Source organism: Sphingobacterium sp. 1.A.5, from assembly GCF_002734235.1.
Taxonomy (GTDB): Bacteria; Bacteroidota; Bacteroidia; order Sphingobacteriales; family Sphingobacteriaceae; genus Sphingobacterium; species Sphingobacterium daejeonense.
In genome coordinates, this window is record NZ_PEBA01000015.1 from 33,908 (window position 1) to 51,215 (window position 17,308).

Annotated in this window: 19 protein-coding genes and 1 pseudogene; 13 read left to right on the plus strand and 7 right to left on the minus strand. The window is 32.8% G+C overall.

Features of this window, described 5'->3' with window-relative positions; genetic code table 11:
• Positions 1–107: 107 nt before the first annotated feature.
• The 8 genes from CRT24_RS09140 (at position 108) to CRT24_RS09175 (ending at position 8,846) form a co-directional block, all read left to right on the plus strand.
• Positions 108–1,796, plus strand: coding sequence for a hypothetical protein (locus CRT24_RS09140; protein WP_099370942.1), 1,689 nt, complete (start codon positions 108–110; stop codon positions 1,794–1,796).
• Positions 1,797–1,946: 150 nt separating this feature from the next.
• Positions 1,947–3,539 carry an IPT/TIG domain-containing protein gene (locus CRT24_RS09145; protein WP_144034546.1) on the plus strand — a complete coding sequence of 531 codons (1,593 nt, stop codon included), beginning with the start codon at positions 1,947–1,949 and terminating at the stop codon, positions 3,537–3,539.
• Positions 3,526–5,259, plus strand: coding sequence for a hypothetical protein (locus tag CRT24_RS09150; protein ID WP_099370944.1), 1,734 nt, complete (start codon positions 3,526–3,528; stop codon positions 5,257–5,259). Before CRT24_RS09145 ends, CRT24_RS09150 begins: the two co-directional genes overlap by 14 nt.
• Before the next feature lies 1 nt (position 5,260).
• The gene (locus CRT24_RS09155; RefSeq protein WP_099370945.1) at positions 5,261–6,967 is read left to right on the plus strand and encodes an IPT/TIG domain-containing protein; all 1,707 of its coding nucleotides are present in this window, start codon (positions 5,261–5,263) and stop codon (positions 6,965–6,967) included.
• A gap of 126 nt (positions 6,968–7,093) precedes the next feature.
• On the plus strand, positions 7,094–7,645 hold the full coding sequence (locus CRT24_RS09160; protein ID WP_099370959.1) for an RNA polymerase sigma factor: 552 nt from the start codon (positions 7,094–7,096) through the stop codon (positions 7,643–7,645).
• A 10-nt stretch (positions 7,646–7,655) separates the two neighbouring features.
• On the plus strand, positions 7,656–7,991 hold the full coding sequence (locus CRT24_RS09165) for a hypothetical protein (protein WP_099370946.1): 336 nt from the start codon (positions 7,656–7,658) through the stop codon (positions 7,989–7,991).
• Positions 7,992–8,094: 103 nt separating this feature from the next.
• The gene (locus tag CRT24_RS09170; protein ID WP_099370947.1) at positions 8,095–8,385 is read left to right on the plus strand and encodes a hypothetical protein; all 291 of its coding nucleotides are present in this window, start codon (positions 8,095–8,097) and stop codon (positions 8,383–8,385) included.
• A gap of 17 nt (positions 8,386–8,402) precedes the next feature.
• The gene (locus CRT24_RS09175) at positions 8,403–8,846 is read left to right on the plus strand and encodes an Hsp20/alpha crystallin family protein (protein ID WP_099370948.1); all 444 of its coding nucleotides are present in this window, start codon (positions 8,403–8,405) and stop codon (positions 8,844–8,846) included.
• 61 nt (positions 8,847–8,907) lie between these two features.
• Here the strand turns inward: CRT24_RS09175 and CRT24_RS09180 are convergent, their stop codons facing one another.
• Positions 8,908–9,447: a 5'(3')-deoxyribonucleotidase gene (locus CRT24_RS09180; protein WP_099370949.1), complete on the minus strand. Its 540-nt coding sequence runs from the start codon at positions 9,445–9,447 to the stop codon at positions 8,908–8,910.
• Between the two features lie 167 nt (positions 9,448–9,614).
• On the opposite strand from CRT24_RS09180, the gene CRT24_RS09185 reads away from it, so the two are divergent.
• From CRT24_RS09185 to CRT24_RS09195, 3 genes are read left to right on the plus strand one after another with little or no spacing between them, the layout of a single operon-like run.
• On the plus strand, positions 9,615–10,271 hold the full coding sequence (locus tag CRT24_RS09185) for a phosphatase PAP2 family protein (protein ID WP_099370950.1): 657 nt from the start codon (positions 9,615–9,617) through the stop codon (positions 10,269–10,271).
• 3 nt (positions 10,272–10,274) lie between these two features.
• Complete coding sequence (locus CRT24_RS09190) at positions 10,275–10,661, plus strand: GtrA family protein (RefSeq protein WP_099370951.1); 387 nt, start codon at positions 10,275–10,277, stop codon at positions 10,659–10,661.
• The gene (locus CRT24_RS09195; RefSeq protein ID WP_099370952.1) at positions 10,654–12,237 is read left to right on the plus strand and encodes a glycosyltransferase family 39 protein; all 1,584 of its coding nucleotides are present in this window, start codon (positions 10,654–10,656) and stop codon (positions 12,235–12,237) included. Before CRT24_RS09190 ends, CRT24_RS09195 begins: the two co-directional genes overlap by 8 nt.
• Before the next feature lie 328 nt (positions 12,238–12,565).
• On the opposite strand, the gene CRT24_RS09200 is transcribed toward CRT24_RS09195, so the two are convergent.
• The 4 genes from CRT24_RS09200 to CRT24_RS09215 all read right to left on the minus strand — a co-directional run bounded on the left by CRT24_RS09200 (position 12,566) and on the right by CRT24_RS09215 (position 15,069).
• Positions 12,566–12,937, minus strand: coding sequence for a nuclear transport factor 2 family protein (locus CRT24_RS09200; RefSeq protein ID WP_099370953.1), 372 nt, complete (start codon positions 12,935–12,937; stop codon positions 12,566–12,568).
• A 66-nt stretch (positions 12,938–13,003) separates the two neighbouring features.
• Positions 13,004–13,996, minus strand: a complete 993-nt coding sequence (locus CRT24_RS09205) for an SMP-30/gluconolactonase/LRE family protein (protein WP_099370954.1) — start codon at positions 13,994–13,996, stop codon at positions 13,004–13,006.
• Positions 13,997–14,289: 293 nt separating this feature from the next.
• Positions 14,290–14,505 carry a hypothetical protein gene (locus tag CRT24_RS09210; RefSeq protein WP_099370955.1) on the minus strand — a complete coding sequence of 72 codons (216 nt, stop codon included), beginning with the start codon at positions 14,503–14,505 and terminating at the stop codon, positions 14,290–14,292.
• 321 nt (positions 14,506–14,826) lie between these two features.
• Entirely contained in the window at positions 14,827–15,069 is a 243-nt protein-coding gene (locus tag CRT24_RS09215; protein ID WP_218962600.1) for a hypothetical protein, read from the minus strand.
• A gap of 165 nt (positions 15,070–15,234) precedes the next feature.
• On the opposite strand from CRT24_RS09215, the gene CRT24_RS20860 reads away from it, so the two are divergent.
• Complete coding sequence (locus CRT24_RS20860) at positions 15,235–15,666, plus strand: hypothetical protein (RefSeq protein ID WP_180269102.1); 432 nt, start codon at positions 15,235–15,237, stop codon at positions 15,664–15,666.
• Positions 15,667–15,837: 171 nt separating this feature from the next.
• Positions 15,838–16,359, plus strand: a complete 522-nt coding sequence (locus tag CRT24_RS09220; protein WP_099370956.1) for a hypothetical protein — start codon at positions 15,838–15,840, stop codon at positions 16,357–16,359.
• An 88-nt stretch (positions 16,360–16,447) separates the two neighbouring features.
• Here the strand turns inward: CRT24_RS09220 and CRT24_RS09225 are convergent, their stop codons facing one another.
• Both CRT24_RS09225 and CRT24_RS20865 read right to left on the minus strand, forming a co-directional pair.
• On the minus strand, positions 16,448–16,933 hold the full coding sequence (locus CRT24_RS09225) for a peroxiredoxin (RefSeq protein WP_099370957.1): 486 nt from the start codon (positions 16,931–16,933) through the stop codon (positions 16,448–16,450).
• A gap of 178 nt (positions 16,934–17,111) precedes the next feature.
• Positions 17,112–17,308: pseudogene (locus CRT24_RS20865) on the minus strand (IS4 family transposase); the annotation flags it as partial.

Consider the following 17,308-nt stretch of genomic DNA (forward strand, 5'->3'; position numbering starts at 1 on the left):
ATAATCAAAATTTAAGCTTTATTATTTTATAATATCGAAAAATCTTTATTTGAAATTTTAATATAATATCCAAACTATTATATACTTTTACTTCTATTAACCGAAGTATGAAAAAAATTTATTATCTGATCCTATTGATTGGGCTCATTATGAGCTGCAATAAGGATTCGGACCCTGCCCCTAAAAAAGAGGCTGTTTCCAAACCAATTAAATTAGAAGTATTAATCCCTGAGAACCACGGTTCTGCTGGTGTAAAATTTATTGGCAGAATTCTTCATTTAAATGATGAATCAATCAAAGAGCATGGGTTTCTAATCCAAGAAGCTTCTGGTTTTGGAAATAGTTCTACCATAGATCTAAAAATACCAGCAAAATCCCAAACAGGAAATAATTTCTTGATGGTCAATAAGCTTGACAAAGCAGGGATTAACTATGAAGTTAAATACTATGTCATCACCGACAAAAACAAATATCTTTCAGAGGCTGTCAAGTTTCCGTATGTACCAATCACGCTAACTCCTATCGAAGAACGGAATGTTCAACAAGGTGAAATTATAACGATTAAAGGAGATTTTTCAAAAATTGATAGTACTTATTATATTACTGGGCACGGTGAAAATTCTTCTATTACGGATAATTTCTACCTACAAATAAGTGCTGACAAGAAATCTCTAAACTTTAGAATTATTGATCGATATGGACATGGAGATGAACCATATTTTACATTATCGAATAATTTATCAATGCCTATTTATTTAGGTCGAGTTAATGTTGTTTCCAAAATAGATCCATTAAGCAACTATGATTTTTATTTGAGAGATCGGATTACTTTCTCTGCTGCAGGATTCAAATTCGATTCAAAAAAACCTTTATCAATTCTTGTAGGAAATAAAGCATTTAGTTATAAAACAAATTTTCAATCTGATGTCGAAGACCTAATTCGTGGACAAAAGGGAAACACCTTTAAATTCGGATATTATAACGGAGCAGACACTGTTTATTTTCCAAAACCATTGACCTTAATCCCTCCTATCTCGAGTGACTACTATTTTAGGGAAACTTATGCCCATCCAAATGTAACCCTTTCAGTGAATGCATATGAACTTGGAAGAAAAATGGACTTTTTAGCATCTAACATAACATTGGGTGGGAAAGAAGCCTCTATTTACACGACCTGGAATGGAAGTGACAGACTAACTATAGGTGATGTTGAAGAAGGTTCTTATCCTGTAAAATTTGTTAACAATCATTTTAATTATACTAGCGCCGATAAGATCACAGTAAAAAAATTGCAGATTACCTCTTTTTCTCCGAGTGTAATTCATGATGGTGAGATGCTGACCATAACAGGGAATTTTATGAATGGAAGATCTTACCGGGTTTATAGTAATATTGGTAGATCTGACAGTCAACCAGCAGCTTCTGGTAAGATACAAGTCCTGCTCGACCATTCAATAGCATCAAAAATAAAAATCCAAAAAATAGGCTATTATGATGAAACCCTCGATAAAGAAACTTTGGTCGATGTAAACTACGAAACTGAATTCAGCCAATTAACATATACTCACTTTAGCCCATCAAAAGGTACGATACGAACACCCATAAGATTATACGGTGAAGGAATAGGTAGAGCTCAAATATTTTTCAATGGAAAATGGATGCCTTCTTACAATGGAGGAAAAGGCTGGACAGAAATCTCGCTTTATGGCACAATCTTACCGGGCAAATATAAAATCGCAGTTCTTTATCTCAACAAATGGTATACGGTTGATCAATTTTTTGAAATCACTTATTAATTAAAGAAAATGGCTACCACAACAAATATCATAAAGAAGACATTATTATTTTGCTCAAGCATTATCGTGATTTTATTTAATTCGAATTGCTCGAAATCCGATTCAGCAAAACCTGATGTTGAGCAAGTTCAAGAGTATCAAATTAATACCTTGGGTTTCTCAGATATTACCAGTAATCAAGTAAAGTTAACGGGACAAATAAAGATCGCAGGTAATGAAACAGTATTAGATCATGGATTTATAATTCAAGAGGCTGGCACAGAAGCAAATAGTTCTTCTGAAATAAATATTAGCTTAGGAAAAACTAATCAAGTTGGAGAAATTTCAACAACTTTTAAATCTCCAAAATCTTTTGATCCAAATGTTTATTATACCTTTTATTTTTACGTAAGAACTGAAAAGAATTTTATTAAAGGCAATTTACATGAGTTTGCTTTAAATAGTTTAAGCATAATTCCTAATGAAAACAGATTCTCTTACGGCAGGGATACGATTCATGTAAATGGAAATTTTGAAAACCTTGGAGATAAATTTCGAATCAGAGTAAGAGGAGCTTTCGAATTGTTCAGTCTACCATTCACCTTAAGTGCAGATAAAAAAGTGCTTTCCTTTGTGATTGGTGCAGGTCCTGAAGTCAGCAATTTCGATGAAATACAGATTAGCTTAGTTAGAAAAAATGAAAACCCAAAAAGTTATGTTCAGGATTTAGTTCAAATCACATATTTGGCAAAAGTTGTTTTTGAAAGAGCGTACCACGATTTTTTAACCCCTTTAAAATTTAAAGTCGAAAATATAGCAGACTCATATTATGGGATTAAGAATTTATTTATCCTGATCAACGGAAAGAAAATCCCTTATAACAATAATTTATACTTAAGAGACCATCCAGAATTTGGTGGGAAAACCTTAAATATCGGTTATATGAATGGTAAAGATTCTGTGTACTTTTCAGAACCTTATAATTTGATTCAGCCATCAAGCGATGATCCAATTATTCCACATATCGATAGGGTGCACCCCAATACATTACTCAATTTCAATGCAAAGCAATTACATCATTTCTTTTGGGCATATGTGAGTGCAAAACTTGGAAATGAAGAAGTTGAAGCTAGGTTCGATTATCGAGAAAATCTTCTAGGAATTCATGTAGGGGATCTTCCCGAAGGTGAATATGATTTAACCGTTTACAATCAATTTCACTTTTATAACCATAAAAATAAAATCAAAGTTGAAAAGCTCAAAATAAGTACCAAAGGACCATATTCCACTTATATTGGGGATACTATCCAATTAAAAGGGAATTTTATTAAGGGATTAGAATATTTTGTAATAAATCAAAACAACGGCCTTATTAATTCAGCTGTTGGGGGAGAAAATGAGATAAAACTGGAAGTCATTTCAGGCTTTGAAGGCGTTACAGCATTTAAATTCATTTCAAGTGACGAATATTATAAAGAGTTAAAATCCAATGCAATCGCAATCCCATATAAATCTCTTGGTTATACTATAGACAAGTTCTACCCTACATCGGGAACAACTGGAGATGTATTAACTATTGAAGGCAAAGGAATAGGATGCGTTCCAGCAATATTGCTAGGTGACACCAAAATAACACCAATAAAAATAAATAACCATAAGATTTCTTTTTCAATTCCAAGGTTACCTGGTAAGGGAAAAATGAAAATCAGCATTTCATCTGTCCATAACTTTTACCAAAGCGATAATTATTTTGAATACCTATAATCCCCCTCAGAAAACTAATATTTTTCTAGCCTGCTTGCTATTTTTAATATTCCTAGGCTGCCAGAAAACAACTATTATTGACCCCAATTTAGAACCGGCCATTGCTCTTGAAACTGGAACTATAACTATTATTTCGCCTAACCAAATAAAAATGACAGGTGAAATTAAAAATATCAATAATGAACAAATTCTAGATATTGGGTTTGTATTATATGATATCAGCCAAAGTCCTGAAAATCCTAAAGAAATCTCCTTGAAAAATAAGGAAATTAAAGAGGGTTTGTTTGAATTAACATATACTTCGCCAAACATATTTGAAGTAAATAGAGAGTATGCCTACGCTCCTTATATTAAGACTGCAAAAGGATACTATAAAGGAGAATTAAAACATTTCTCTGTTGATTTAATTAAAATCAACAATGATCATATTTCTGTTGTTCCGGCTGGAAAGTCCTTTACTCTTCAAGGAGATTTTAGCCAAATGTCAAAAGACTTCTACCTTACGTTAACCTCACAAGATTATTACAACGTCCCACATACAGTTACACTACCATTTGAAGTGGCAAAAGATGCTAAAAGCATCAAAATCACAGCTCCCAAACTAAATGTTTACCATGGTAAAGAATATGAAATTCTCCTAAATACCCAATCCAAGAATGGAGAAAATCATAAATCAAGGTTTTTTTCAACCTTGAAAATTTTAGCAAATATCGATACACCAAAGGTCAATGAAATTTATATTACTGATGATATTCCAATTACTGGTTATGCTTTACCTATAGAAAACAACCATGACCTAAAAATCACTATTGAAGGAAAAACACTCCCCTATACAAGTGGAATGAAAATGACTGACTTTGATCTAGTTAAACAGGCAGAATACACTTGGTCTTATAATAATGGTTTAGAAACAATTGAATTGCCGAAAAAACTTCAATTAAAAAAGCCAACACCAGACCAACTAAAAATTGATAAGTATATCGTACACCCTTATCAATACTTTTGGATTCAGGAATTCGACTATTATAAATTCTTTGGTGAAAAAATCGCAAAGATTAAAATTGGAAACAATGAATATAATGACGTCAAAGTTTCTAACACTGGATTTTTCTTAGAAATTGGAAATTTACCTTTGGGCGAATATGATATTATTTTTTCATCAGCACTTTTTGATGTGAAACTCCCAAATAAAGTAAAAGTCGTTCCTTTTAATGTGAGCTCAATATCTAAAACAGAGGTCTATCCTTATGAACCAATATTGTTTACTGGATCATTTATAAAAGGCGACAGATATTTTTTAGGAACTTTAGATTACTTAAATTCTTTCGGAAATGAAGCAATCTCTGATAAGGAAGTTATTATAAATTTTGAGAATTTACCTTCTGGAACATATACCGTCAACTTTGGCGCTAGTACATTATATGGTAGCGAAGAACTTATTATCCCAATGAAATTCAAACTTCTTCAACCAGTTATTACAACCTTAAGCAAACACATTATTAAAATTGGTGAAATTCTAACCTTAAAAGGTAAAGGTCTTAACGGGGTAAACTATATAAATCTAGGGGATTATTCTATTTTCATTTCTAAAAGATCCTTTGATGAAATACAAATTCAAATACCATATTGGATGAATCCAGGGAAATATCCAATTAAATTAATATTTGATAGAACTGCCGAAAGTGAAATTAGCACATCTAAAACTATTGAAATTTTGTAACATGAAAACTTCTAACCATTTAAATAATTTTAATAGGGCATTTTTAATTCTACTTATATTTCTTTTAGGGTCATGTTCTAAAAAAGAAGAAATTAAACCCGATGTAAAACCCATAACCATAAATACACTCCCTGCAGGAAACGTTATTGCCACTGTTGCTACTCTAAATGCCGAAATCGGGTATCTCAATGATGAAAAAATTATAGACTATGGTTTCATTGTATTTGAGCAATCTTCTACCAATGGTAAGAAAATCTCTTTAGGTTCAAATCCTAAGGCAGGGTTAATTCAATATGATTATAAACCAGACAAAAATTTTGGGTTAAACCAAATCCTTAACTACAGGTTCTATCTTATCACTGAAAGGTTTGAATATATGGGAAATACAGTCTCATTTAGAGTTAAAGATTTTTGGGTAGACCAAAAAGATATTATTCCAATTTCCTTAGGAGATACACTGACACTAACAGGAAACTTCAAACAGATCAGCCAAGATGACATAGTAATTGCTAATAAGATTTATAATCCAATGCAGATTGAAATTATTAATGTTGAACCTAGTAAATTACAACTCAAAATCCCCTATAATCTAGGAAAACACGGCGATAGAGTTAACCTAATTATTGGCAAATTTCAAAACCAAAATGACATAAATACTTCATCTTTAGTAAGTATCAATTTATTGGGAAAGATTGAATTTGATGTAGATAAACCTATATATTATGGAGAAGGTTTAAAGATTAGATCTTATGGAATTGATTATTTCAGCAATTTCTTTGTGGTAGTTGGCAATAATAGATTGGAATTGGGCTACGACAATCCTAACATAATAACATTAAAAGGCATTAAAAACAACGGACAAAAATTGAGGTTAGGCTATTTTAATGGAAAGGATACTATTTTCTCAAATAAAAAATTGGAGTTAATTCCACCTGTGAGTTCAGAAATCACATTTAAACAAACTCTACCACACCCAGGATATTTCTTTACAATAAATAAGTCTGTACTAACTAAATATTATGGCGAAGACCCTTATATCATTAAAATTGGTGACAGTACAGCTGCTTATTCTTATTACAGTTATGAACCTGACGCTGGATATTATCTTCCAAGCTTAAAATTAGGAAATTATGAGGTGCAAATTGTATCAGATTTATACCCACCAATAAAACTAAACAACCAAATTGAAATAAAACCTATTGCTGAAAAAATCATAAATCAAAAACCATATTATTATGGAGACATCATAGAGATGTCGGGAAATTTTATTGACGGACATGAATACATAGCCAAAGTATCTGATTATGAATTAATGCATGTAAAAGCCACAAATGGAAAGTTAAAATTCACTTTACCGCATGGAAAATTTGGAAAAAACCTCCTAACAATAGGCCTATACCAAGAACCAGCAGGATATAAATTTCCCAATCCAGGAATACCTATTGAAATAAACAAGTCTGTAGTAGAAAGCGTCTCTCCTTCCATTGTTTATCAAGGTGATGTAGTAACGCTCAAAGGAAAAGGATTTAAAAATCTATTTTCCGTTAGAATTTATTATGCAGGAAATGATTGTAAATTACTCTCTATCTCTGAAACTGAAATTAAATTCATGGCACCTAGCGTTTCAAGGAAAGGGAAATTCCCAATAGAATTGGAATTTTTAGATAATGAAACCATAACCACAACTCAACTTTTGGAAATCAAATAATTCTGAAACTTAGCAAAAAGAAAAATTAACTTTATCATGTGATTATTAGAAAATAATCACATTTTTTTAAAGTAAAATCTAGTATCATACGTCTACGTCATTATGGACGAGGCACAGCTAGAAAATATGTCGGAAAAAAATGCCAAATCATTCGCAGAGGTTGTAAAGACCTATGGCGGACAGTTGCTGCGCTTTGTGAAAGCGAGGGTACAAAAAACTGCCGATGCAGAGGATATTCTCCAGGAGGTTTGGTATCAATTTTCGCGAGTTACCAATATTGATGACTTAGGCAATGCAGGTGCATGGTTATACTCCGTCACTCGAAATAAAATCACTGATAGTTATAGAAAAAAGAAAAATGAATCTCTCGATGAGCTTACAGAAGCTGGAAATGAGGACTCCTTCCCTATCGCGCACCTATTGGTAGCCGATGAAGCTGACCATCCTGAACTCAAAATGTTTAAGGATATTTTTTGGGACGAATTGATGAAGGCTCTAAATGAACTTCCTGAAAAACAAAGGAAGGTCTTCATACTCAATGAAATTGAGGAAATGACTTTGCAAGAAATTGCAAATATGGAAAATGAAAACATTAAAACTATCATTAGCAGAAAAAGCTACGCCGTAAAGCACTTACGGCTCAAGCTTAGAGGCTTATATGATGAATTAAAATATTAAAAACATAAAAATGAACAAAGAAATGAGTAATAAAAGAAAAGGTAAAAAGATCTTTATTGGATTGGCAATGGTCATTATCTTCTTTTTGGTAATTGCCTTACTCCAATTTTTATGGAATGAACTGATGACAGATATTTTTGGATTGAAAGCAATTAGTTATTGGCAGGCATTTGGCCTATTCATACTGTCTAAGATATTATTCGGTAGAGGTTTTGGAAAGCCAGGCGCTGGATTCCGTCAAAGGTTTAAAAGAACTGATATAACCGGAGAGGATATTACAGAAGAACAAAAAGATCGACTCCGTGAAGAATGGAAACGTAGGTTTGATAATAAGTGCGGATTTTAAAAGCTGAAATGATATTTTATTTTTTTTAAAATATTTTAAAGTAAAAGGATGAGTTGACTCGTCTACTACATCAAAGGCCTTAAAACATTAAAAATAAAATATAATGAAAAACAAAATTCAATTTATAATCCCTAGACTACTTGTAGTAACTGCAGTGGTCGGAATAATTAGCTTGATCATTGGTGCAATTTTTAAAATTCTCCTTTTAGCAACCATTCTATTCTCAGTCGGATCTTTGATCTATGCAAAAATCAAAAGAAATAGAATGAGAGAAAGATTCTCGCATCATTTTGATAGATCTCAAAGGTATTACTTGCCTCAAACGAATCAAGCAATCGTACCTGTTCATTATGCTAATAGATCAACTAAAGCAACAATTATCCCTATTTATTAATTCAAAAATTTAAGAAAATGTTTAAAAGAGAAAACTATAACCAAAGTTCAAGAGAATATGCACACTCATGCAGAGGAAATTTTAAAAGAAAATTTGATCGCTTTTTCAGCGAAGGAAGCCCATTTGGAAATGGAAACTCAGCTAATATTCCTGTTAACATAGCTGAAAATGATGAATTTTATCAAGTACAAGTATATGCTGCAGGTAGAGAAAAAGATCAATTTCAGGTAAATATTACGGATAATATTTTGACAATAAAGGGGAAAGAAACGGAACCAGAACCCGGCATCAAATATATATATCAAGAACAGCAATTAGGTGCTTTTGAAAGAGCTTTCCATTTGCAAGATGAAATAATAATTGAAAATGTTCATGCCAGTTTTGAAGATGGTGTATTGACCGTTATTCTTCAAAAAGATCCATCAAAAATAAAATACCCACAGGAAGTACCTGTGTCTTAATAGATTTATTTTTTAAAATGATTGATTAAAAGCAACCTTCACGGTTGCTTTTTTTATTTCATTAACCTTCTTTCCCAAAGAAATATTCCTCTACAGCTTTCCAACCCACTAATCTTTCAAAACCTGTTTCATTTATATTATGATAACAATCGAAAATTAATCCAGTACCTGAAAATGACCTCAAATTATAAATATGATCATCAATCATATAATCAGCTTTTATAATTCCTTTATTACCGCAAAAAACGATTTGATGCCAAGTAATAAAAGGGAAATGTTCGCCAAGCCATTCATATTTCTCAACTAAGCTCCATGGAAATTCCATCGCAGCAGAAACTATAAATACGTTAAAATGATCATTCAACTTTTTAACCACTTCTTGAGCATCTGGGTTAATCGGTAGTGTTCGAAAGAAATCCGGCATTTTAAGATATCGATAAACTGCGTCTGGATCCTCAAAACACCTTTCCTCCGGCTTCCCTTGAATTTCTTTTTCCAAGATTCGAATACCTGTTTCTTTAAAATGATAATCCAAGTAATGAGCCATGTTATTAGCTAAGACGCCATCCATATCTATGGCTATTGTTTTCCGTGTTGACATAATGAAATATAACGATTTTATCAATCACAAGGAGAAACTTTATTCAATTTTTGAGCAGTTAAACATTTAATAACAAACACTTAACAGCCTTTAACCAATATCCTAACATTAGCATAATAAGGGAAGACTAATTTTAACCCAGTACGTTTTTTTTAATTATTAACTTAATGAAACACTTTCGAAAACTCTATTATGAAAACAGACTGTTTTTTGTCTGTTTTCTAGCTTGGTATATTGTGCTGAGCGGATTTATTTTTTACGTGCCGAAGCAAGAAGCCTTCCAATTAACAAATTCCAATCATTCCTTATTTTTCGATTACTTTTTTACTGTAATCACACAGTTTGGGGATGGTCTATTTGTATTGGCATTAGGGTTTATCTGTTTTTTCATGTGGTACAGAAAGTTGGCCCTTGCCATTGCAACTACATATATTGGATCAGGAATTATTTGTTCTTTGTTAAAAAGAACATTCCAAGCCTACAGACCAGGCTTTCATTTGCAAGATGACCCTTCCTTTCACGCGCTATCTTGGATGCCAATGGCACACCATAATGCATTTCCTTCTGGACATACTACCTCAGCATTCGCATTGGCAGCTACAATCGCAGTCTTCTCTAAAAACAAAACCTTAGGAATCATAGCACTTTTCTTTGCCTGTTTGACTGCATATTCTAGAGTGTATTTAGGGCAACATTATTGGGATGATGTATGGTTCGGCTGTATGCTCGGATTTGGATTTGCAAGCTTTTATGCGTTGATCGTACATTATTATTCCATTAATAAATTCGTAATTATTCAATTTCCTACAAATTTTAAAATATAAAATATGATTACTTTATTAACCCTTGCAGTAAGATTTGCTGCCGTGGGCTTGCTTGGAATGGTAATTGACTTTATTATAACATGGTTTTTAAAAGAAAAAATTGATATCGAGAAATTCGTAGCAAACACCATCGGGTTTATTATAGCGGTATGCAATAATTACATATTAAACCGGATTTGGACATTCAATAGTAAGAACCCAAATGTTATTGAACAGTTTTACCATTTTGCGACAGTTAGTATCATTGGTTTGCTCCTGAATACAGTATTCCTTTATATCCTCCACGAAAAATTTAATATGAAATTTTATTCCAGTAAGTTTCTGGCTATACTTATGACTTTTGGTTGGAATTTCTTAGCAAACCTTTTGTATACTTTCGGTAATGTCTAGTGAGTATAAGATTAAACTGCGATGGTTAATCATTATATCTACATTGATCCGTTGCATTTTTGCATTTAATATCGAGCTGGGAAATGATGAAGTCTATTATTTTACCTACGCAGTGCAGTTGGATTGGAACCACTTTGACCACCCTCCTCTCATAGGATTATTGATTAGGTTCTTCACATTAAACTTGAATTGGGTTAATGAATTTTCAATGCGGCTAGGTGCTATTTTTCTTGCAGCCATCAATACATGGCTCATAGCAAAAATAGCTGGCTACCTATTAAACGAAAGAACAGGATTAATAGCAGCGATTTTATACGCTGCCTCATTAATTTCCAGCATAATCTCAGGCTTGTTTATACTCCCAGATTCTATTGCCAATACATTTTGGTTAGCAGCACTCGGAAGTATGATTGTAATCGTAAAATCAGAGGATAGAATATTAAAAGACAATCATCTGATTTTATTGGGATTATGGGTTGGATTAGGATGTTTGAGTAAAGTACACTCTATTTTTCTATGGTTGGGATTTCTTAGTTATATATTAATATTTCAGAGAGAAATACTCAAAAATAAAGAACTTTATCTAGGATTAATCCTGACTGCAGTTTGTTTCTTACCAATTTTATTTTGGAATGAGGAGTATGATTATATAACCTGGAAATTCCACAGCCAGAGAGTTGGCATTCTGGAATCAGGAATTCGCTGGGATTTTTTTGCTCAAACATCCTTTGGGCAAATCTTTTATAATAATCCATTCTTAATATATCTATATATAATTGTCTTTATCAGTTTGGTAAAAAATAGATTTAAAATTTTCGATGTTCCAACTAAGATAATATGGTTATTATTATTCTGCTCACTCCCCATTATTTTGGTTACTTCATCTTTGTCTATGTTCCGACAAACTTTACCTCATTGGAGTGGTGCAGGTTTCTTTGCAATGATGTTAATCGCTGCATGCTGGATTGATAGGAAACTGGACCATGACAATATTATCCGAATCAGAAGGCTCTTAAATTTTCAACTGAGTTTTGTGTTGCTAATCATGGTATCAGCATTTGCAACCATAAAATGGTATCCTGGAAATCTTTTTGTCAAAGCTAATATAAATGAAATCGGAAAAGGAGATGTCACATTGGATATGACAGGTTGGAAGGATCTTGAAAAGCAATTTTCACAGTTGCGAAATATTGATATTAAAAATGGAAAAATGAAAGAATCTGATGCACTGATTATTAATAATTGGTATCCGGCAGGGCATTTTTATTTTTATCTATCTAGACCTCTGCAAATGCGAATGATTGCTGTAGGTCGGTTAAATGACATTCATAAATTTGCATGGATGAATTTGGCAATTCCTGAAATAAAACCTAAGGAGAATGTATATTTTATAGTAGCTTCAAATATGTTTCAAGATCCATCTTTATTATTTTCAGACCTATTCGAAGAAGTTAAACTACATAAAACCTTAGAACAAAAAAGATCGAATAAATTGGTGAGAAAATGGTATATCTATCATTTGTATAATGCTAAATCTGCCATAGGTAACAAACATCCTTTATTGTATATGGAATAAAGCTTCTGCTTCTCATTGAAGAAATTTAAAAAGAAAAAAGCCACTTGCGTGGCTTGTTTCTTTTTAAAATATTCCTTTGGTGCACTTTCTGAAAAAAAGTGATAATAGTTTTGGTTTTTTTGGACAATCTCTTTCTCCTAATTGCTTTTTACTCAAAGCCCTATATCCACAATAAAAACACTTGTTGAGCATATATTAAATTATATGTTAATAATTAATTTGTTTGGTTAAGCTGCAAATATATCTCAATTAATTTATTAATTAATACGGTTAACCGTAAAAATTTTAATGTTTTATATCGATTTTAAGGAAAAAATGAGGTTCTGAACTATTTCAAATCAGATTCTGAATGCAATTGACATTTCCAAACTCCATTCTCTTGAATCCAAGCTGAACTACAAGCACATTTACTCGAAGTTTTCTCCCCATTATTATCTGTTTCTATCTCGACGATATATCCTATTGTAGCAAAACTTTTGCTAAACATCTCTATAACCGCCTCAGTTATTCCCTTAATTGACATTTTCATACCCTCACCCTGTTCAAACATTTGCTTGAAAGTAGGCTCATCGATACTCTTAACACCCTGCTTACTAACTGTAGTACAAGGAAAATATGTAAGGTTTTTTACTGTTTCATAATCGTGATTGGCCATGCCGTGCCAATATTTAGTCTCTAAATCTAGTATTTGATCTTCCATTATCTTTAGTTTTAATGTGATAAATAAACAACAAATACTGAGACACAAGGTTTTAAATAATTATTATTACCTCAGCTTAATTCTAAGCAATTGATTTGAGGCAGTCATATATAAGTAACCATCTTCACCAAAGGCACAATTCGCTGTATGGACACCTGATCTAATTCTTCCAATGGTATTCCCATCAGAATTCATAACAATAACTCCATCTCCTGCAGCAGCATATAAATTACCATCATCATCCACCTTAATTCCGTCTGCAGCTAAGGATTCTTCTGGAAACTGCTTTTTAAAGTCATAAAAAATACTGCCTTCACCAACCGAACCATCTTCTTTAACATCATAAACCATTATATATGGATTGTTACCATCACTTAGGGCAACATACAATTTCTTTGCATCGACAGAAAGCGCAATACCGTTTGGTCTTGCTAAATTAGAAATGACTTGACTGGCCACACCTTGACTATTTACTCGATAAACACCATTTTCAGCAATTTCCTTCGTAGTAGTATCCTTTTCTCTTCCAGGTAAACCATAAGGCGGATCGGTGAAATAATAATCACCATTAGGATGTTGACAGATGTCATTAGGAGAATTGAACTTTTTGCCCTCCCAAGTATTTACTAATGTTTCCTTTTGTTTAGATTTTAAAACAATTTTCGCAATCCTTCTATTGCCATGGTCACAAGCAATGAGAAAACCATCCTTATTGATCAACAACCCATTCGTCCCTTCCTCTTCACTATACACGCCTGGCCCTTCAAATCCTGCAGGTTTTATAAAATGCTGAAGACCGTCTTTCTCTGACCATTTATAAATAATATTTTGTCTAGTATCAGAATACAATAAATAATCACCATCTCCCACCCATACTGGACCTTCAGCCCATACCATGCCATCTGCCAATTTTTCAACCTTAGCATCAGCATCAACAATCTTTTCCATAGCGGGATCTAATATTTCTACTTGTCCCATAGTAGGGTAATCTTTCTGTGCTTGGGCACAGGAAGAAAAAGCAAAAGCTAGGATAATAATTTTTAGTGAAGTCTTAAGCATAGTTTTTAGGTTTTATGATTTCCTAAAATATAAAAAAAAAAGATTATTATCTAGCCTTAACTATGACTCCTGTCGGTTTATGAAAAATTAATCAATAGGATTTACAGGTTGATTTTCCATAACACTATCTAACCTTGTGCTATCGGTGTTAACCGTATCAATTGGATCATCCATTCTATTATCCATTGGCGTATCATTATTATCAATTGTCGTATCGTTATTTCTACACCCTATAATTAGGAGGTACGATATCATCAATATTATTATTAAGATCTTTTTCATGAGATTAAGTTTTATTTTCGCTTATGCTTTACTTTTTGAGGCTCCTTAGGATGGTCATTCGGATCAGGTGCTGTATTTAATTGATCCATTTGAGGATCAACACCCGCTTCACCTGACGCATCTTGATTTTTAACCTTTTTGTCCATCACGGACATAAGATCTTTTTTCTTATTTGGCCTCCCTTTATTATTTAGTCCTTCTTTCGAACTTTCGTTTTTTGTTGCCATATCAATGTTCCTTTTTAAAAAGAACAATTTGAAAATGAACTAGTTGATTATATTTTCATTAATTAAGAATTATTCAACTTTTCAAACTTTGACGTGTTCAAACAATACACTAATAATTTTAGATATGTTTACTCCATTAGTATTTGCCATAATATTTGTCATAATTGCCGTAATAGTGCTATATCTAATACTCAGAGGTGGCAAAAATCGACAAGGAAGTAGAAAAGGATAGATTAATTGCCTTTCATTAAGAAGCCAGGTTACTTTGAAAATTCATTGTAACCTGGCTCTTTGCAAAATGGATAATTAAACAATATTCTTTTAATCGTGTCCGTGAATTTTAACAAGTTTATTATATACACCCATTATTAGGATGGGCGCCACCCATTGACCTAGAAAAAGTGCTATATGCTTATGTCCTTTGCATTTAAAGAAAATGGATGCGCCCATAATAGTTAATGCCGTACATAAATAAAATTTTGACGGTACTCTGGCAGTACAATCCTCAATTTTTTTCGTCAAATCTCCTTCTTTTAATTCTGGATTGTTCATTGGATTTTCCATAGTCTATATTATTTTAATGTTCTGTAACTAATTGACTTAATTAAAGAAACCATTGAAATTCAATTCGTTGAAACTATATTGACATCAAGTATAAATACTATGAAATCAAGTATTTTTTCCTCAACTAATTTCGAAGGCACTTGTTCTTCATTTAAATTCAAGCTTATGAAGACAATTGAAAATTTTGCAGGAAATAAGCTAGGTCTTATTCTTGCATTTGCTATAATTCAGGACGATCTTAACGGACATGACCCTGAAGACAATAAAAATAAAGATGATAATGCTCCAAATTATCAAAACCCATTCTATGATCCTGATTCAGATCAAGGTTCAAGGCAATATAATGCCAAAGAAGATCCACACAAAGACGATAATGAACCAATTGGTGAAGATTATCCGCTGAATGAAAATATCGATGAAGAGGAAGAAGAAGAAAATGATGAAGAAGATTTAGAATTTGAAGATGAAGAAAAATATGAAGATGAATATGAAGATGATATAGATCGATCAGACGAAGATGAAAAAAGATCTAAGAATGATTTGTTCGATGACGATGAACTCAACAATACAAATTATGGTAACCCTAACTCCTTTTAAAATATAACCAAGAGAAAATTTAGCCCTGATTTTTATCAGGGTTTTATTTTGCTCATAACCTGCATTCTAGCATCATTAATACAATTTAGTTGCATCTTTGGCAATATATTTGTTGCAACACGAGAAACTTTCATAAAGGAAGTTTTAAGATGAAACAAATTATTTATTATCATGAAGAAAGTATTTTTACCTATTCTAACTTTATTTATTTTAATGTTTGCAGCTGAGCAAACAAATGCACAAACCCCTTATCGTACCGCTATTGGCCTAGGAATTGACCTAGGTGATGGCCAAACATTATTCGGACCTCAAATTAAGCATAGTTTTGGTGGCAATAATGCCGGTAACGCACAAGTATTATTCGGTGACCACATTACTGTCCTTGGTGCGGATTACTCCTATAATGAACGTATCTCAGGAACTAATGGACTTTCTTGGTACGTAGGTGTTGGTCCTCAATTATCATTTATTGACCATGGAAAATGGCATGGCGACTGGGATGATGATGACCACTGGAAAGAAGGTGATACACATACTGACTTTGCAATCCGTCCTGCTGTAGGTTTGGAATACAGAATCCCTTCTACTCCATTAGCAATGCATTTCGATTGGAAACCGTGGTGGAACCTATCACATGGTTCGCGCTTCGATGCTTCTAGATTCTCTTTAGGATTTAAATTCGTATTGAAATAAGAATATACTAAGATCTAAAATAAAAGCCTGCAAAATATTTTGCAGGCTTTTTTAATTGATATATGATGGGTCTTTAATAGTCTTTGGTTTACCTAAATATCTTTTCCAATTCCTTTTCAAGGTCTACACCTCTTAAATCTTTTGCTATTATAAATCCGTCCGGATCTATTAAATAATTGGCTGGAATACCCTGTACACCATAAACTTCAGCAGCTGAATTATTTTGTCCTTTAAGATCAGAGCCATGAACCCAAGTTAGGTTATCCTTTTTTATTGCTTCTAACCAGTTTCCCTTTTCAGTATCCAACGAGATTGCAAAAATTTCAAAGTTTTTTGATTTATACTTTTCATAGGCTTTCACGACAAAAGGATTTTCCTCTCTGCATGGAACACACCATGATGCCCAAAAATCTAGTAAAACATATTTACCACGAAAATCTGAAAGCTTGACATTTTCGCCCTCTTGATTTGGCTGTATGATTTCTGCTGCAAGTTCACCTTCGACAAATTGCCTACCACCAATTATATTTTCAATATAATTTCCACGAGTACTTTTTTTAAACTTTTGGGGCAAGCTTTCGTAAAGTTCTTTTGCCTTTGGAAATGATCGGTTGAATCAAGCCGGCATTTGCCGAATAGCTGCACAAAAACAGTACTGTCCTAAATAAATATTTTGGCATAAAAAATCCATCTCCATTCGTGTTCAATTGAAGAATTCGGTTAATTACTGGAAAGGTATCCTATGTGTGTTACTAAAAGAGCACATATTGTCCTTTTTTATCAGGTGGTTTTCCTGAAATGAACGGATCATCAGCCCATTTCCACAGATCAATTTTCACGAATATGTTCATCCTGATAAAGTTGACCAGATTCGAGAGGTTCCAATTGTATTTTGCCTTCTTCTGGATGTACTTAAAGAGCAGGATCCCGATAAGTGCAGTCCATATTT

Bases quoted from the DNA above. Each gene is read 5' to 3' on its own strand.
- CRT24_RS09180 (WP_099370949.1), bottom strand. From the start codon at position 9,447: ATGTCAACACGGAAAACAATAGCCATAGATATGGATGGCGTCTTAGCT.
- CRT24_RS09210 (WP_099370955.1), bottom strand. From the start codon at position 14,505: ATGGCAACAAAAAACGAAAGTTCGAAAGAAGGACTAAATAATAAAGGG.
- CRT24_RS09160 (WP_099370959.1), top strand. From the start codon at position 7,094: ATGTCGGAAAAAAATGCCAAATCATTCGCAGAGGTTGTAAAGACCTAT.
- CRT24_RS09215 (WP_218962600.1), bottom strand. From the start codon at position 15,069: ATGGAAAATCCAATGAACAATCCAGAATTAAAAGAAGGAGATTTGACG.
- CRT24_RS09205 (WP_099370954.1), bottom strand. From the start codon at position 13,996: ATGCTTAAGACTTCACTAAAAATTATTATCCTAGCTTTTGCTTTTTCT.
- CRT24_RS09200 (WP_099370953.1), bottom strand. From the start codon at position 12,937: ATGGAAGATCAAATACTAGATTTAGAGACTAAATATTGGCACGGCATG.
- CRT24_RS09170 (WP_099370947.1), top strand. From the start codon at position 8,095: ATGAAAAACAAAATTCAATTTATAATCCCTAGACTACTTGTAGTAACT.
- CRT24_RS09140 (WP_099370942.1), top strand. From the start codon at position 108: ATGAAAAAAATTTATTATCTGATCCTATTGATTGGGCTCATTATGAGC.
- CRT24_RS20860 (WP_180269102.1), top strand. From the start codon at position 15,235: ATGAAGACAATTGAAAATTTTGCAGGAAATAAGCTAGGTCTTATTCTT.
- CRT24_RS09220 (WP_099370956.1), top strand. From the start codon at position 15,838: ATGAAGAAAGTATTTTTACCTATTCTAACTTTATTTATTTTAATGTTT.
- CRT24_RS09175 (WP_099370948.1), top strand. From the start codon at position 8,403: ATGTTTAAAAGAGAAAACTATAACCAAAGTTCAAGAGAATATGCACAC.
- CRT24_RS09195 (WP_099370952.1), top strand. From the start codon at position 10,654: ATGTCTAGTGAGTATAAGATTAAACTGCGATGGTTAATCATTATATCT.
- CRT24_RS09155 (WP_099370945.1), top strand. From the start codon at position 5,261: ATGAAAACTTCTAACCATTTAAATAATTTTAATAGGGCATTTTTAATT.
- CRT24_RS09190 (WP_099370951.1), top strand. From the start codon at position 10,275: ATGATTACTTTATTAACCCTTGCAGTAAGATTTGCTGCCGTGGGCTTG.
- CRT24_RS09185 (WP_099370950.1), top strand. From the start codon at position 9,615: ATGAAACACTTTCGAAAACTCTATTATGAAAACAGACTGTTTTTTGTC.
- CRT24_RS09165 (WP_099370946.1), top strand. From the start codon at position 7,656: ATGAACAAAGAAATGAGTAATAAAAGAAAAGGTAAAAAGATCTTTATT.